General features: G+C 71.5%; 12 protein-coding genes. 9 read left to right on the top strand and 3 right to left on the bottom strand.

Annotated elements, in window-relative coordinates:
• Positions 1–96 precede the first annotated feature (96 nt).
• Positions 97–1005 (bottom strand): hypothetical protein, encoded by a 909-nt coding sequence (locus ACFZBP_RS28465; protein WP_391417206.1) that lies wholly within the window; start codon positions 1003–1005, stop codon positions 97–99.
• Between the two features lie 193 nt (positions 1006–1198).
• Here ACFZBP_RS28465 and ACFZBP_RS28470 point away from each other — a divergent pair, with 193 nt between their 5' ends.
• A complete protein-coding gene (locus ACFZBP_RS28470) occupies positions 1199–1963 on the top strand; it encodes a trypsin-like serine protease (RefSeq protein ID WP_391417208.1) in 765 nt (254 codons plus the stop codon).
• A gap of 23 nt (positions 1964–1986) precedes the next feature.
• On the opposite strand, the gene ACFZBP_RS28475 is transcribed toward ACFZBP_RS28470, so the two are convergent.
• Positions 1987–3762 carry a beta-galactosidase gene (locus ACFZBP_RS28475; protein WP_391417210.1) on the bottom strand — a complete coding sequence of 592 codons (1776 nt, stop codon included), beginning with the start codon at positions 3760–3762 and terminating at the stop codon, positions 1987–1989.
• 90 nt (positions 3763–3852) lie between these two features.
• On the opposite strand from ACFZBP_RS28475, the gene ACFZBP_RS28480 reads away from it, so the two are divergent.
• From ACFZBP_RS28480 to ACFZBP_RS28505, 6 genes are all read left to right on the top strand, one after another.
• A complete protein-coding gene (locus ACFZBP_RS28480; RefSeq protein WP_383444809.1) occupies positions 3853–4740 on the top strand; it encodes a helix-turn-helix domain-containing protein in 888 nt (295 codons plus the stop codon).
• 23 nt (positions 4741–4763) lie between these two features.
• Positions 4764–5129, top strand: coding sequence for a chorismate mutase (locus ACFZBP_RS28485; protein WP_383444812.1), 366 nt, complete (start codon positions 4764–4766; stop codon positions 5127–5129).
• A gap of 223 nt (positions 5130–5352) precedes the next feature.
• Positions 5353–5889 (top strand): response regulator, encoded by a 537-nt coding sequence (locus ACFZBP_RS28490; RefSeq protein WP_391417213.1) that lies wholly within the window; start codon positions 5353–5355, stop codon positions 5887–5889.
• 56 nt (positions 5890–5945) lie between these two features.
• A complete protein-coding gene (gene pepN / locus ACFZBP_RS28495; RefSeq protein ID WP_391417215.1) occupies positions 5946–8441 on the top strand; it encodes an aminopeptidase N in 2496 nt (831 codons plus the stop codon).
• A gap of 188 nt (positions 8442–8629) precedes the next feature.
• Positions 8630–10057 carry an aminotransferase class V-fold PLP-dependent enzyme gene (locus ACFZBP_RS28500; protein ID WP_391417217.1) on the top strand — a complete coding sequence of 476 codons (1428 nt, stop codon included), beginning with the start codon at positions 8630–8632 and terminating at the stop codon, positions 10055–10057.
• Entirely contained in the window at positions 10054–11691 is a 1638-nt protein-coding gene (locus ACFZBP_RS28505) for a SidA/IucD/PvdA family monooxygenase (protein ID WP_391417219.1), read from the top strand. Before ACFZBP_RS28500 ends, ACFZBP_RS28505 begins: the two co-directional genes overlap by 4 nt.
• 24 nt (positions 11692–11715) lie before the next feature.
• Here the strand turns inward: ACFZBP_RS28505 and ACFZBP_RS28510 are convergent, their stop codons facing one another.
• Positions 11716–13521, bottom strand: a complete 1806-nt coding sequence (locus tag ACFZBP_RS28510; RefSeq protein WP_391417221.1) for a 5'-nucleotidase C-terminal domain-containing protein — start codon at positions 13519–13521, stop codon at positions 11716–11718.
• A gap of 139 nt (positions 13522–13660) precedes the next feature.
• On the opposite strand from ACFZBP_RS28510, the gene ACFZBP_RS28515 reads away from it, so the two are divergent.
• The gene (locus ACFZBP_RS28515) at positions 13661–14377 is read left to right on the top strand and encodes an SIMPL domain-containing protein (RefSeq protein WP_391417223.1); all 717 of its coding nucleotides are present in this window, start codon (positions 13661–13663) and stop codon (positions 14375–14377) included.
• Positions 14378–14546: 169 nt separating this feature from the next.
• Positions 14547–15983: a pyruvate kinase gene (pyk, locus tag ACFZBP_RS28520; protein WP_383444833.1), complete on the top strand. Its 1437-nt coding sequence runs from the start codon at positions 14547–14549 to the stop codon at positions 15981–15983.
• The last annotated feature ends 19 nt before the right edge of the window (positions 15984–16002 follow it).

A 16002-nucleotide genomic window follows, 5' to 3' on the forward strand; every position in this document is an offset into this window, starting at 1 on the left:
AGCCCCCACCGGCCCGCACCCGAAGGACGACCGGCCGGGGTCGAAGGGGCGGAGCCCCTGGGATGGGACGGGTAGGGGCGGCGGGGGCGAGGAAGCCTACGTGTCGCACTCCAGGACCGTCCGGCACAACCCGCACCGCGCCCGAACCCGCCCCCGCACCGGCACCCGGATCCACTGCTGACACGTAGGACACGGGAACGACACCCGCAACGGCCCCCGCCCGTCCGGCGTGAACGAGTACGGCACCCCCGGCCGGGCACCGGCACTGGTACCGGCGCCATGATCCCCCTGGGCATGCCGCCGATCGTGGGCGTACCGCCGCCGCCCCGCCCACCCCGCCGCCGTCAGGGGCGGCTGCTGCGCGTCCCGCCGAGCCTCCGCAAGCCCCTTCCCGTAAGCCGTGTACGCCTGCGGACTGGTGAACCACACCGACGGATCCTCGGCGAAGACCAGCGCCCGCTTGGCGAGGACGTACCCGAACTCCTCCGGCGTCAGATACCCCAGCTTCTGCGAGGACGCCGAATCCTCCCGGTACGCGTCGAGAAGCAGCCAGCCGGCGCCCAGATACGTCGTCGCCGTGTCCGTCAGGATCTCGTTGTCGCGGGTGCCGGGGAAGGACAGGCCCAGGCGGTGCAGGTACACGTGCATCACCTCGTGGGCGAGGGCCGCCCCGATGTCCCGCCGATGCGTGCGGAAACGGTCGTTCAGCTCCACGAAGTACTCCGGCCCGGCGGCGAGTTCGACGTTCGCCGCATGGGTCATCTCGCGGAAGCCGACGATCAGCCGGGCGTCCGGGAGCCGGTAGTGCCGGACGAGCTCGCGGGCCACGCGCTGAGCCCCCAGATACAGGTCGTCCGTGTCGCAGAACGCCACGTCGGCCGGCGCCACACTCGTCGCGAACGTCTGGACGGTGTCGTACGACAACCGCTTGTAGAGCGCGGTGATCGACGCCCGCACCGTCTCCAGATGCGGGAAGCCGTGCTGGACCGGTCCGCCGTTCGCCACGCCCTCACCCCCGAGACGCCTGGAACACGATTCCACTCTACGGGGAGGTGAGGGGTTTTTCCCCGGCGAGGTTCCACGCCCGGGGCGTGAGATCCGTCCTTGTCAGGCATGCCACCCGATCTTCATACTGCGGGCCGCTCAACACGCCATGAGAGGACGTATGTTGACCCACAGCTCGCCGAAGAGAAGCGGCATGACACTGGCCAGGAGAGCGGCGGCGGTGGGTGCCGTCGCCCTCGCGGTCGCCTCCCTCCAGCCCCTCAGCGCGAACGCCGCGTCCACCCGCATCGTCGGTGGAACGCCCGCCGCGCAGAACGAGTTCCCGTTCATGGTCCATCTCTCCATGGGCTGCGGCGGAGCGCTCTACAAGAAGGACGTCGTCCTGACCGCCGCCCACTGCGTGGACGGCTCCGGCAACAACACCAGCATCACCGTCACCGCTGGTGTCAACGACCTCGACTCCTCCGCCGCGATCAAGGTCAAGTCGAAGAAGGTCAAGGTCGCCCCGGGCTACGACGGCACCGGCAAGGACTGGGCGCTGATCAAGCTCGCCCGGCCCATCGACAAGCCCACGCTGAAGATCGCCACCACGGACCGCTACAACCGCGGCATGTTCACGATCGCCGGATGGGGCGACACCGAGGAGGGAGCCGGCACGGGCACGACCAAGCTCCGCAAGGCCACCGTTCCCTTCGTCGCCGACCGCATCTGCAAGCGTCACTACGGGAACCGGCTGGTGTCGAAGGAGGAACTGTGCGCCGGCTGGCAGAGCGGCGGCATCGACACCTGCCAGGGCGACTCCGGTGGCCCCATGTTCCGCAAGGACGACGCCGGCAAGTGGCTCCAGGTCGGCATAGTCAGCTGGGGCGACGGCTGCGCCCGCACGGGTGTGCCCGGTGTCTACACCGAGGTCAGCACCTTCGCCAAGGACATAGCCCGCGCGGCCAGCGCCCTCTAGGCGGCCGCCGCACCAGCAGCGCGTCAGACGGCCCGGAGCACCGGGGCACCCGCCTCGCCGGACCCCGACCGGGCCGTCCCCTCCAGCTCCAGCACCCACACCTCGTTGCCGCCCTCCCGCAGGACGGGACCGGGGACGTGGAGCGAGCGCTGGGGGCCGGCGGACCAGTAGCGGCCGAGGCCGAATCCGTTGATCCACGCGAAGCCGCGGGTCCAGCCAGGCAGCTCCAGACAGGAGTCACCGGCGCCGCGCACGGTGACGGTGCCCCGGTACAGCCCCGGGGCACCGTCCTCCGGCAGCTCCCGTGAGGGCACCGCCCGCACCTTCCCGAAGTCGTCCAGCGCCTCCAGCCGCAGCCCACGCGCGCGTACGTCGTGCAGGTACTGCCGCTCGTGCAGCACACCCCCGGTGATCCCCTTGGGCTCGCCCAGCCGCGGCCCGTAGTTGACCCGCCCCAGGGACTCCACCCACAGCTCCACGCGCGCGTACCCGGCGACCGGCTCCTTGAGGCACGCCTCGTCCTCGGTCAACACCCCGGCCCGCTCCCCGTCGACGTACACCACGGCGAGGTCCCGCAGCCCGCGCACCGTCAGCGGATACGGCTGCCGCGGCCCCGGCACCGTCACCTCGTACCGCACCAGGCCCCGCTCGACGCCCAGTTCCTCGAACGTGGGCGGCACGGGGCCGGCGCTCTCCGCGCCGCCCAGGGTCTCCAGTACGGCGGTCAGGGGTGCCCAGTCGGTCAGGTCCGCCTCGGCCGGGGCGCCCAACGGGGCGGGGGCGGGCGGCACTTCGGGCAGGGGACCGTCGGCGTACTCGGCGAGGACCTCCCGGAAGGCCCAGAACTTCTCCGTGGGGCGCCCGTACTCGTCGATCGGGGCGTCGTAGTCGTACGACGTCACATCGGGCTCCAGCGGCCCGTCGTGCAGCGCGCCACCGCCCCGGTTGGCGCCCGCCCAACCGGCGAAGTTCGTACCGCCGTGCGCCATGTACAGGTTCACCGAGGCCCCGCACTCCAGGATCTCCCGCAGCGCCGCCGCCGCGTCCGCCGGGTCCCGTACGACATGCTCGCCGCCCCAGTGGTCGAACCAGCCGCACCAGAACTCCATGCACATCAGCGGACCGTCGGGGCGGTGCCGGCGCAGCGTCTCGAAGGCCGCGCGCGCGTCGGAGCCGAAGTTCACCGTCGCGAGGATCCCCGGGACCGAGCCGCCGGAAAGCATGTGCTCCTCGGGGCCGTCCGAGGTGAACAGCGGGACCGTGACGCCGTGCTCGCGCAGCAGATCCGCCAGCCGGCGCAGATACACCGCGTCGGATCCGTAGCTGCCGTACTCGTTCTCGACCTGCACCATGATCACCGGGCCGCCCCGGTCGATCTGCCGGGGCACGATCTCGTGCCGCAGCCGCCGGAACCAGCTCGCCACATACCCCAGGTAGCGCTCGTCACGCGTACGCGCGCGTGCCCCCACCTCGGCCGTCAGCCAGGACGGCAGCCCCCCGTTCTCCCACTCGGCGCAGATGTACGGCCCCGGCCGCACGATCGCCCACAGCCCCGCCTCCCGGGCCGCGTCCAGGAACCGGCCGAGCGCCTGCACGTCCCGGCTGTGCCCCGGCACCGGCTCGTGCAGGTTCCACGGCACATACGTCTCCACGCAGTTCAGGCCCATCGCCCGCAACATGGCCAGCCGGTGCCCCCACCGCGCCTCGTGCACCCGGAAGTAGTGCAGCGCGCCGGACAGCAGCCGCACCGGCCGCCCGTCCAGCAGGAAGTCTTCGTCCCCCACCGTGAACTCGCTCATACGCCCCACCCTCGCCCCTGGCGCAGGTCAGGGTCCATGGACAAAGATCGGCGCTGCTTGGACCGAAGCGCCGAACGGGAGGTGACGGGCATGTACCACACCTGGATGCGCTTCTTCACGCCCGGCCCCGCCCACCACCGCCTGGGCCTGGTCTGCCTCGGCGTCGGCCTCCAGTACGGCGCCCTGCCGACCGTCGGACCGCGCGTCCTGGACCACCACGTCGCCGTCGTCATCAGCACCGGCGGCGGCTGGTACGCCCACCCCGACGGCCGCCGTACGCCCGTCACCGCACCCGCGCTGCTGTGGCTGACCCCCGGGGCCCCGCACCACTACGCGCCCGACGCGGGCACCGGCTGGGACGAGGGCTTCGTCGACTTCGCCGGACCCGCCACCGCCTCGTACACCGAACTCGGCTACATCGAACCCGACCGCCCCGTGGTGCCCCTCTCCGACGCCTCAGGCCCGCGTGCCGTCATCGGACGCATGGCGCGCGCCGCCCGCCGTGACAACCCGCTCCTGGAGGTCGAGACCGGCGCCGCCGTCCACGAGCTCCTCGTCGCCCTGCGTCGCGCGCGTGCCGACCTCGCCCCGGACGGCGACCTCGTGCTCAAGGCCCTCGCCCGCGACGCCTGTCTGCCGCTGACCGTCGCCGACCACGCCGCCCGGCACGGCATGACCCCCGCCGAACTGCGCACCGCCGTACGGCGCGGCGCCGGCTGCAGCCCCAAGGACTATCTGCTCGGCATCCGCCTGGGCCGCGCCAAGGAACTCCTCGCCGCCACCGAGCTCCCCGTCGCGGCCGTCGCCCGCCGCGTCGGCTACGACGACCCCGCCTACTTCTCCCGGCTGTTCACCCGCCGCGTCGGCATGGCCCCGGTCCGCTTCCGCGCCCAGCAGAGCCGCGTCGTCCCCGGCGGCTGGAGCAACCAGGTCCCCGACCCCGACGATCCACCCGTGATCGAACGAACGACCACCTGACCCGCCCCGTAGGCTGGGCGCCCATGACCAGCAACACGTCCTCCAGCACCTCCGCCGGCGACGTCGACCCCGCCGTGCGCGAGGAGCTCGCCCGGCTGCGCGACAGCATCGACAACATCGACGCGGCCGTCGTCCACATGCTCGCCGAACGCTTCAAAGCCACCCAGCAGGTCGGCCATCTCAAGGCCAAGCACCAGCTCCCGCCCGCCGACCCGGCCCGCGAGTCCCGCCAGATCGCCCGGCTGCGCACCCTCGCCGAGAACGCCAAGCTCGACCCGGCGTTCGCGGAGAAGTTCCTGAACTTCATCATCGCCGAGGTGATCAGGCACCACGAGAGCATCGCCGAGGACACCCTCAACGGCGCCGAGCCCACGGCACCTCGCTCCTAGGAGACGCCCGCCCGGGACATCTCGCCGCATTCCCGGCCATGGCATGGTTCGCCGCGCGGCCGACGCAAATGTGACGACAGGACGTGAACTGACCCTCCCGAGGGAGTGACACGGCGGCCCGGGCGGGGCATGCTGCGCTGTGCACCGCATGCCAGCTGACACGCACTCCCCGTCAGCGCCCCCGGACATACTTCGGATGTCCACGCGGGAGGGACGTCGGGCCATGCCGTCGGATGCCAAGATCCTCATCGTCGACGACCACGAGGACACGCTGTACGCGCTGGAGAGCGCCCTGGCCCCGCTGGGCTACCGACTGGCCAGGGCCACCAGCGGCGACGAGGCGCTCAAGCAGGTGCTCCGCGGCAAGGTCGGCCTGCTGCTCCTGGACGTCCGCATGCCCGGCGTCAGCGGCCTGGACGTGGTCCGCTACATGCGGCGCGTCGAACAGACCCAGCACATACCGGTCATCCTCCTCACCGGCTTCGGCGCCGACCAGGAACTGGTGTCCGCCGCCTTCCGACTCGGCGTCGCCGACCTGGTCATGAAGCCCATCGATCCCTGGGCGCTGCGCACCAAGGTCCGCTACCTGTACGACGCCCACGAACGCCACCGCGCGCTGGAGCACGAGGTCCGCGCGCTACGCGCCCTCGTCAAGGACCCCACCGAGGCCGAGGACCCCGGCCCGCCCCCCGCCCTGCCCCACCCCGACGCCCGCGTCCCTCCGCAGCGCGACGGCCCAGCGGCCAGGAACCGGACATAGCGCACGTACTGATCCGCCTCTGTGCCTTGTCGGTGCCATCAGGCAGCATGTCCTGCATGTCCGTACTCACGCGCGACGAAGCGCAGACCCGTGCCCAGCTCCTCGACGTCCACGGCTACTCGATCGAACTCGATCTGACCACCGGGGACGAGACCTTCGACTCGCGCACCGTCATCAGGTTCACCACGCGCGCCGACGCGGACACGTTCATCGAGATCAGGCCCGCCGAGCTGCGCTCCGTCACGCTGGACGGACACCCCCTCGACCCCGGGATCCTGGACGACGACCGGCTGCCCCTGAAGGGCCTCACCGCCGGAGAGCACGAACTGCGCGTCGACGCGGCCATGCGCTACTCCCGCACCGGCGAGGGCATGCACCGCTTCACCGACCCCACCGACGGTGAGAGTTACGTCTACACCCAACTGGCGTTGGACGACTGCAAGCTGGTCTTCCCGGCCTTCGACCAGCCCGACCTCAAGGCCGTCTTCGAGCTCTCCGTCACCGCCCCCGAGGGCTGGACCGTCCTCGCCAACGGCATCACCGAGCACCTCGGCGACGGCCGCTGGCAGGCCGCGCCCACCCCGCTGATCTCCACCTACCTCGTCGCGGTCGCCGCCGGCCCCTGGCACTCGGTGCGCACCGAACACCGCGGACTGCCCTTCGGCCTCCACTGCCGCCGCTCCCTGGCCCCCTACCTGGACGCGGACGCCGAGGAACTCTTCGAGGTCACCCGGCAGTGCTTCGACCGCTTCCACGAGAAGTTCGAGGAGCCGTACCCCTTCGACTCCTACGACCAGGCCTTCGTCCCCGAGTTCAACGCCGGCGCCATGGAGAACCCCGGACTGGTCACCTTCCGCGACGAGTTCGTGTACCGCTCCGCCGTCACGAAGACCGAGCGGCAGACCCGCGCCATGGTCATCGCCCACGAGATGGCCCACATGTGGTTCGGCGACCTCGTCACCCTGCGCTGGTGGGACGACATCTGGCTGAACGAGTCCTTCGCCGAGTACATGGGCTACCAGACCTGCGCCGAGGCCACCCGCTTCAGCGACACCTGGACCGACTTCGGCATCGTCCGCAAGGCCTGGGGCTACGACGCCGACCAGCGCCCCTCCACCCACCCCGTCGCCCCCGAGGCCGTCGACGACACCGCCTCCGCCATGCTCAACTTCGACGGGATCTCCTACGCCAAGGGCGCCTCCGCGCTGCGGCAGCTGGTGACCTGGCTCGGCGAGAAGGACTTCCTCGCCGGCATCAACACCCACTTCGCCCGCCACCGGTTCGGCAACGCCACCCTCGCCGACTTCATCGACTCCCTGGCCGCCGCCACCGAACGCGACGTCCACGCCTGGGCCGACGCCTGGCTGCGCACCACCGGCGTCGACACCCTCACCCCGGCCGTCACCCGCGGCGACAACGGCACCTACACGCTCACCGTCGACCACGCCGGCAGCCGCACGCACCGCGTCCGTGTCGGCCTGTACGACCTGGACCTCGGCGACGACGACGGCCACCTCACCCTGCGCGAGCGCCTCGACCTGGACATCCCGCAGACCGCGCCGCAGCCCATCGGCAAGCGCCCGGCCCTGCTGCTGCTCAACGACGGCGACCTGACCTACGCCAAGGTCCGCTTCGACGCCGAGTCCTTCGAGACCGTCCGCACGAGCCTCGCCGGACTGCCCGACCCGCTCACCCGCGCGGTCGTCTGGAACGCCCTGCGCGACGCCGTCCGCGACGGCGAACTGCCCGCCACCGCCTACCTGGAGGCCGCCCGCGCCCACCTCCCGCGCGAGACCGACCTCGCCATCGTCCAGGGCGTCCTCGGCTTCGCCGGAGCCCAGGTCGCCGACCGCTACCTCGCCCCCGAGCAGCGGCCCGCCGCCCTGACCACGCTCTCCTCGCTGTGCCGCGACCTCATCCGCCGCACCGAGGACGGCGACAACCCCGGGCTGCGCCTGATCGCCGTACGCCACTTCATCGACGTCGCCGCCCACCCCGACACCATCGCCGCCTGGCTCGCCGACGGCACCGTGCCCGGCGGACCCGAGCTCGACCCCGACCTGCGCTGGCGCGTCCTCGCCCGGCTGGCCGTCCTCGGCGCCGTCGACGAGGCCGCCATCGCCGCCGAGCTGGAGCGCGACCCGAGCGCCACCGGCCAGGAGGGCGCCGCCCGCTGCCGGGCCGCCCTGCCGGACGAGGAGGCCAAGGCGAGGGCCTGGGACGCCATGTTCGGCGGAGACGGCAGCGCCGACCTGTCCAACTACCTCTTCATCGCCACCGCCCACGGCTTCTGGCAGCCCGAACAGGCCGACCTGCTCCGGCAGTACGTACCCCGCTTCTACCAGGACGCCGTCGCCCTCGGCGCCCGCCGCGGCCCCGCCATGGCCGACGCGGCCGGCCGCCACGCCTTCCCGGTGCACGCCGTCGACGCCGAGGCCCTGGCGCTGGGCGAGGACTGCCTGCGCGACGGCGAGCCGGTCCCGGCCCTGCGCCGCCGGCTCGCCGACCAGCTCGACGACCTGGCACGGGCGCTGAAGGTGCGGGAGGGCTAGTCCCACCGGGACTCCCCGAGCCCAGGGCGGCGGGCCCTTACTCCGCCGCCCTCGGCACGCATCCTCCGACACGCGTTCCCCGTACGGAAATACCCCCTTTCGGGTTCCGGTCATTGGGCTTCTCGGGCGCGAAAGCGCATCGGCGTACAAGCTGGAAGTCCCTCTTGCCCAGCGCCCGGGAGGACACGATGCGTACGTCGCCGTCGCTCGCTTCAGGCCCGGAAGGCCCCGCCGCCCTGCGGCCGTTGCTCGACACCGTGCTGGACGCGCTGAGCGAGGGGGCCGGGGCACGCGGCGGCCCACTGCCCCGGGGCGGCCCCAAGGCGGTGGCCGCGCGCCTGCGGGACGCCGTCGGCGACGTACTGCCGGCCGACGGCGACCCGAACGCCCTCCACACCGTCGTCCACGCCCTCGCCGAAACCGCCGCCGACCCCGCCGCCCCCCTCTGCACCGCCCACCTCCACTGCCCGCCCCTGGCCCTCGCCGCCGCCGCCGACCTCGCCGCCTCCGCCCTCAACCCGTCCCTGGACTCCTGGGACCAGGCGCCGGGCGCCTCGGAGTTGGAGACGCTGGTGACGGCCGCGCTGGCGCGCGAGGTGTTCGGCAGCGGGGAAGGGGAGGACGCCCCGCCCCCGACGCACGCGGCCCTCACCACCGGCGTCACCGCCGCCCCCACCGCCCTGATCACCACCGGCGGCACCGAGTCCAACCAACTCGCCCTCCTCCTCGCCCGGGAGGCGCACGGCGCCGGACTCAGGCTCGTGCACGGGGCCAACGCCCATCACTCGGTGCCCCGCGCCGCCTGGCTGGTCGGACTGGCCGAGCCCGCCGTCGTGCCCGCGCCGGCCGGTGTCCTCGATGTCGCCGCGCTCGACGAGGCGCTGACGGAGCTGCCCGGACCGCATCTCGTCGCCGCCACCGCCGGGACCACCGACGCCGGGCTCATCGACCCGCTTCCCGAGATCGCCGCCCTGTGCGCGGCGCACGGGGCACGCCTGCACGTCGACGCCGCGTACGGCGGAGGCCTGCTGTTCAGCGACCGCCACCGGTCGCGGCTCAGCGGCCTCGACGCCGCCGACACCGTCACCCTCGATCTGCACAAGCTGGGCTGGCAGCCCGTCGCCGCGGGGCTGCTCGCCGTCCGCGATCCGGGTGACCTCGCCGTACTGCACCACCGCGCCGACTACCTCAACGCCGACGACGACACCGAGGCGGGCCTGCCCGACCTGCTCGGCCGGTCCCTGCGGACCAGCCGCAGGCCCGACGTCGTCAAGATCGCCGTCACTCTCAAGGCCCTCGGCCGCAGCGGACTCGGCGGGCTCGTCGAGCAGGTCTGCGACCGGGCCCGTGAGTTCGCCGCCCTCGTTCACGGTCACCCCGGGTTCGAGCTCTACGACCCGCCCACCATCAGCACGGTCCTGTTCCGGCCGGCGCACGCCGACGACGACGCCGTCGCCGCCGTGCGCCGCACGCTGCTCACCGACGGCCGCGCCGTCCTCGGCCGGGCCCGCATAGACGGGCGCCTGTGGCTCAAGACCACCCTCCTCAACCCCCACACGCGCCCGGACGACCTGGCCGCCCTCCTGAACCTGGTGGAAGGAAACACCCCCGGATGAGCCCGCAGACGAACCCCCGCACCACCCCCCACGCCACCCCCCGTCTCGCCACCCTCCAGGCAGGCCCTGACACCGCTCCCCGAGCGGACCTGCAGCCGAGCCCCCGCTCAGAACCGGACCCCGGCCACCGCCCCGCCCCCGGCACGGCCTCGCACCCGAAGACCGCGCACCCCAACCCCGCGCACACCACCCCCGCGCACGCCCCCCGCGCCCAGCCCGGCCCCCCGCACCACGACCCCGACACCCCCCGCGACCTCGTCGGCATCGGCATCGGCCCCTTCAACCTCTCCCTCGCCGCCCTGGCCCACCCCCTCACCGACCTCGACGCCGTCTTCTACGAGCAGCGCCCCTCCTTCGCCTGGCACCCGGGGCTCCTCATCGACGGCTCCCGGATCCAGGTCCCGTTCCTCGCCGACCTGGTGACGCTCGCCGACCCCGCCAGCCCGTGGTCGTTCCTCAGCTACCTCCGGACCCGCGACCGGCTCTTCCCCTTCTACTTCGCCGAGCGCTTCCACATCCAGCGCGCCGAGTACGACGCCTACTGCCGCTGGGTCTGCGAGAACCTCCCCACGCTGTCCTTCGGCCACCAGGTCGACGCGATCCGCTTCAACCCCGAACGCGACGTCTTCGAGGTCGACTACACCCAGCTCGCCCCCGACGGCGACGCCGAGGCCGTCGGCCGTACGTACGCGAAGAACATCGTGCTCGGCATCGGCACCGAACCCGACGTCCCCGACCCGCTCAGGCCCCTGGTCGACGCGCCCGCCGTCCCCGTCATCCACGCCGCCGACTACCTCGACCACCGCGAGACGCTGCTCGCCGCCGAGCACATCACCGTCATCGGCTCCGGACAGTCCGGCGCGGAGATCTTCCTCGACCTGCTCCGCCACCGCCCCGCCGGACGCGAGCGACTGCACTGGCTCGGCCGTACCGCGGCCTTCGCGCCCATGGAGTACTCCAAGCTCGGCCTGGAGCACTTCACCCCCGACTACACCCGCTACTTCCAGTCCCTCGCCGAACCGGTCCGCGACCAGCTCGTCGCCTCGCAGTGGCAGCTCCACAAGGGCATCGACGCCGAGACCCTGGCCGCCATCCACGACGAGCTCTACCGCCGCACCCTGGACGGCGGCTGGCCCGACACCGTCCTCACCCCCGGCGTCCAGGTCCGCACGGCCGGCCGTATCGCCACCACCAAGGTCGAGCTGCACCTGGAGCACCTCCACCAGAACACCCGCTCGCGTCTGACCACCGACGCGGTCGTCCTCGCCACCGGCTACCGTGAGCGCCCCCTCGGCCGCATCCTCGCCGGCCTCGACCCCTATCTGCGCCGCGACAGCCAGGAACGCCCGCGCGTCGACGACCAGTACCGCCTGGTCATGGACCCGTCCGTCACGGGCTCCGGCTGCAACGTCTACGTCCAGAACGCCGAACGCCACACCCACGGCGTCGGCACCCCCGACCTCGGCCTCGCGGCCTGGCGCAGCGCCAGCATCCTCAACTCCGTCACCGGCCAGGAGGCCTACCCCCTGCCCACCCGCACGGCGTTCACCACCTTCGGCCTCCAACAGCAGGAGCCCCGGATCCCGCGCGCACGTCAGCCGAGGACGCTGACACCGCTCCTGGACGGGATCTGAGGCTCCTGCACAGAGAGTCCGGATCTAGAACACCGGCGTGCCGTTCCGCGTGAGCTTCCAGTCCACCGACGCGAAGTCCTTCGGGTCCAGCACGCCCTTCGCGGTCACCCACTCCGCGATCCGGGTGCGGATCTCCGTCGACTCCGCCCACAGCTCCTGGGCCGACGCCACGTGCGGGAACGCGCCGCCGCCGTTGGCCCGGTAGTTGTTCACGGCGAGCACGAACTGCTGGGCGTCGTCGAGAGCGGCACCGTTGTAGGCCAGGTTCCTGATCCGCGAACCGGCCGCCTGCGCGATGTCGATGTCGTACGTCAGCCCCGACACGTAGTCGTAGTTGTAGTCGGGACGGTTGCCCGCGTTCGTCAGCTTCTCCACGTCGACGGCCGCGTCGGCGGCGGTCTGTACGAAGTACTCCGCCGAGTACTCCAGGTACGCCCTGATCTGCGCGCCCGTCATCAGCTTGGCGACCAGCGTGTTGTCGTAGACGTACAGGCTCGACAGATCCCGGATGGTCACGTCGCCGGCCGGGATCTCCGAGGTGCGGGAGAACGGGGAGGCCTGGGAGATGACGGGCAGCGCGGCGTGCTCCGTGCCCGCCAGCGCCGCCTTCACCACGTCCTCCTGGACCTTGGTGATCAGGTCGATGATCGGGGCGTCCTTGTAACGCGCCTCGACCGTCGTCAGCTTGGCGGTCGCCGTGCCGACGACCTGGTTGACGTACTCCACGACGATGTCGTGGTCGTCCTTCAGCAGCTTGGTGATCTTCGGGTCGTCGGCGACCGTCTTGGCGTCACGCACCGTCGCCTTCACCGACTCGACCGTCCAGCGGCCCTTGTCGAAGACCAGCTCGAAGTCGAACAGGGACAGGCGCTGCGCGTAGCACAGCGGCTCCGACAGCACGACCTTCCTGCCCGTCTTCTCGTTCGTGACCAGCAGCTCCGCGATCTCCGTGTGCGCGTGCCCGACGAGGATCGCGTCGATGCCCGGCACCTGCTGGGCCACCAGCGCCGCCGAGTTCTCGATGTACGGCAGCTGGTCGCCGTACGACGACGTCCCCGACGAACCGGAGTGCGCGGACACGACCACGATGTCCGCGCCCATCGAACGCAGCTTCGGCACCCACTTCGCGGCCTGCTCCTCCAGACCCGGGAACACCATCTTGCCCTCGACGTACGCCTTGTCCCAGATCGCGATGCCGGGGTTGGTCAGACCGAGGACCGCGACCTTCACGTCAGGGGCGCCCGGCACGCAGAACCGCTTGATGAAGTACGGCGGGAAGGCGGGCTTCAGCGTCTTCGCGTCCAGCGCGTTCGCGCCCAGCAGCGGGAAGTGGCACTGGTCCTCGAACTTGCGCAGCGTCTCGATGCCGTAGTTGAACTCGTGGTTGCCGAGGGCCACCGCGTCGTACCCGATCGCGTTCATCGCCGCGGCCATCGGGTGGATCGGGCCGCCCTCGGCCGTGATCGGGTCGACCTTCGCGTAGTAGTACGTCAGCGGGGTGCCCTGGATCGTGTCGCCCGCGTCGATGAGCATCGTGTTGCGGCGGCCCTTCTCCGCGCGGACCTGGTTCACCAGCGTCGAGACCCGCGACAGGCCCTTGGCGTTGCCCTTGGCGTCGGAGTACTCCGCGTCCTTGAAGTAGTCCCAGTTGAAGATGTTGCCGTGCAGGTCGGTCGTGCCCATCACCGTCAGGGCGTACCGCTTCTTCGGCCGGGAGCCCTTCGCCGTCTCGGCGGCCTGCGCCGCCGGCGCGGTCACCGCACCGGCCATCGCCACCCCCGCTCCGGTCACGGCGGACTTGGTCAGGAACTTCCGACGGTTCAACGGCATGAGTGCTTCTCCCGGGCGAAATGGTCAACAACGCGCGTAGATTCTGACCTGGTCATGGCGAGCAGCAACAGACCCCGCAGGTTTCGATCTGGTGACCCACGGGGGCCGTAACCAAGCAAGCGATGACAGAGTGGGACGTATGACCGCCCCTTCAGAGGAACTTCAGCCCGCCGTCCCCTACGGCACCCCCGACGCCCCCCGTATCGCGGTGCGCGGTGAGGCCCGCCTCGAGGTCGACCCCGAGATCGCCCGCATCGGCGTCACCGTCGTCTCCCGCGGCAAGGACCGCCGCGCCGCCCTCGACGACCTCACCCGCCGCAACGCCGCCGTCCTCGACCTGGTCAAGTCCTACGGCGACGCGGTCGAGCGCCTGGAGAGCGGCTCCTTCTCCATCAGCCCGGAACTCAAGGAGAAGGGCCGCGGCGAACGGATCCACGCCTACCACGGCCGCGTCCGCATCACCGCCGAGCTCAACGACTTCACGGCGCTCGGCGAACTCGCCACACGTCTGGCCGACTTGGACCTCACCCGGGTGGACGGCCCCTGGTGGGCGCTGCGCCCCGACTCGCCGGCCCACCGGGAGGCCCGGCAGCAGGCGGTACGGGAAGCGGTGCAGCGGGCGCGGGAGTACGCGCAGGCCCTCGGCACCTCCCTGGCCGCGCTGGTGGAACTCGCCGACGTCGGCGCGGAGAACCCCCAGCCCTTCGCGGGCGCCGCCCCGGCCGGCCGCATGCGCTCCATGGCCTACGACGCCACCGAGGACGCCGCCGCGGCCCCGCTCGACCTGGAACCCCAGCGGCAGCACGTCTCTGCGCAGGTGAACGCGCGGTTCACGATGGCGCCGCCGCGCCTGTGACCTCGACGCCCGCAAACAGCCCCCGGCGGGGTGTCGCACGCCCGGGCGAATGCTCATCGGAGCACCCCGCCGCACAATTCAACACTTGTCAATAGCCCTTCACGCAAAGGTTGTTGAGTCGTCATGCGCGACCAATTCGCTACCCGTCGGTAAGTCATAGAGTCGAAACATGCGCCGAGCGAAAATCGTCTGCACCCTGGGCCCCGCCACCGACTCGTACGACCAGATAAAGGCACTGGTCGACGCCGGAATGGACGTCGCCCGATTCAACCTCAGCCACGGCAGCCACGCCGATCACGAGGAGCGCTACGAGCGGGTGCGCAAGGCCTCCGACGAGACCGGCCGCAGCGTCGGCGTCCTCGCCGACCTTCAAGGCCCGAAGATTCGCCTCGGCCGCTTCACCGAAGGCCCCGTACTCCTTGAACGCGGCGACACCTTCACCATCACCGTCGAGGAGGGCGCCGAGGGCGACCGCCAGCAGTGCGGTACCACCTACGCCGGTCTGGCCGCCGACGTCACCGCCGGTGAGCGCATCCTCGTCGACGACGGCAAGGTGTGCCTGGAGGTCACCTCCGTCGACGGCCCGCACGTCCACACGACGGTGGTCGAGGGCGGCATGGTCTCGGACAACAAGGGCCTCAACCTGCCCGGCGTCGCGGTCTCGGTGCCGGCCCTCTCCGAGAAGGACGAGGACGACCTGCGCTGGGCGCTGCGCACCGGCTTCGACGTCATCGCGCTGTCCTTCGTCCGCTCCGGCCGCGACATCGAGGACGTCCACCGGATCATGGACGAGGAGGGCCGTAGGCTCCCCGTCATCGCCAAGGTGGAGAAGCCCCAGGCGGTCGAGGCGATCGACGACATCGTGGCCGCCTTCGACGGCATCATGGTCGCGCGCGGCGACCTCGGCGTCGAAATGCCCCTGGAACAGGTCCCGATCGTCCAGAAGCGCGCCATCAAGCTGGCGAAGCGCAACGCCAAGCCGGTGATCGTGGCGACGCAGATGCTCGACTCGATGATCGACAACTCCCGCCCGACCCGCGCGGAGGCCTCGGACGTCGCCAACGCCGTCATCGACGGCACCGACGCGGTGATGCTGTCCGGTGAGACCAGCGTCGGCAAGTACCCCATCGAGACGGTCCGCACCATGGCGAAGATCGTCGAGGCGGCCGAGGAGGACATCCTGACGAAGGGCCTCCCGCCTCTGACGGAGCGGAACAAGCCCCGCACCCAGCCCGGCGCGGTGGCCCGGGCGGCGGCCGAGATCGGCGACTTCCTGGGCGCCAAGTTCCTGGTCGCCTTCACCCAGTCCGGCGACACCGTCCGCCGCCTGTCCCGCTACCGCTCACCGATCCCACTGCTGGCGTTCACACCGGAGCCCGCGACGAGATCGCAGCTGAGCCTGACGTGGGGTGTGGAGACGTTCCTGGGCCCGCACGTGGACTCGACGGACGCGATGGTCGACCAGGTGGACGAGCTGTTGTTGAAGTACGGCCGCTGCAAGAAGGGCGACGTCGTGGTCATCACGGCGGGGTCGCCTCCGGGGGTCTCCGGATCGACGAACATGGTCCGCGTCCACCACATCGGCGAGGACGACAGCCCGAAGTAGCAGGCGAGGGCCCCTCTTG

The sequence above is a fragment of the Streptomyces sp. NPDC008086 genome, from assembly GCF_042957325.1.
Classification (GTDB): Bacteria; Actinomycetota; Actinomycetes; order Streptomycetales; family Streptomycetaceae; genus Streptomyces.

Bases quoted from the DNA above. Each gene is read 5' to 3' on its own strand.
- ACFZBP_RS28470 (WP_391417208.1), top strand. From the start codon at position 1,199: ATGACACTGGCCAGGAGAGCGGCGGCGGTGGGTGCCGTCGCCCTCGCG.
- ACFZBP_RS28475 (WP_391417210.1), bottom strand. From the start codon at position 3,762: ATGAGCGAGTTCACGGTGGGGGACGAAGACTTCCTGCTGGACGGGCGG.
- ACFZBP_RS28480 (WP_383444809.1), top strand. From the start codon at position 3,853: ATGTACCACACCTGGATGCGCTTCTTCACGCCCGGCCCCGCCCACCAC.
- ACFZBP_RS28485 (WP_383444812.1), top strand. From the start codon at position 4,764: ATGACCAGCAACACGTCCTCCAGCACCTCCGCCGGCGACGTCGACCCC.
- ACFZBP_RS28490 (WP_391417213.1), top strand. From the start codon at position 5,353: ATGCCGTCGGATGCCAAGATCCTCATCGTCGACGACCACGAGGACACG.
- pepN (WP_391417215.1), top strand. From the start codon at position 5,946: ATGTCCGTACTCACGCGCGACGAAGCGCAGACCCGTGCCCAGCTCCTC.
- ACFZBP_RS28500 (WP_391417217.1), top strand. From the start codon at position 8,630: ATGCGTACGTCGCCGTCGCTCGCTTCAGGCCCGGAAGGCCCCGCCGCC.
- ACFZBP_RS28505 (WP_391417219.1), top strand. From the start codon at position 10,054: ATGAGCCCGCAGACGAACCCCCGCACCACCCCCCACGCCACCCCCCGT.
- ACFZBP_RS28510 (WP_391417221.1), bottom strand. From the start codon at position 13,521: ATGCCGTTGAACCGTCGGAAGTTCCTGACCAAGTCCGCCGTGACCGGA.
- ACFZBP_RS28515 (WP_391417223.1), top strand. From the start codon at position 13,661: ATGACCGCCCCTTCAGAGGAACTTCAGCCCGCCGTCCCCTACGGCACC.
- pyk (WP_383444833.1), top strand. From the start codon at position 14,547: ATGCGCCGAGCGAAAATCGTCTGCACCCTGGGCCCCGCCACCGACTCG.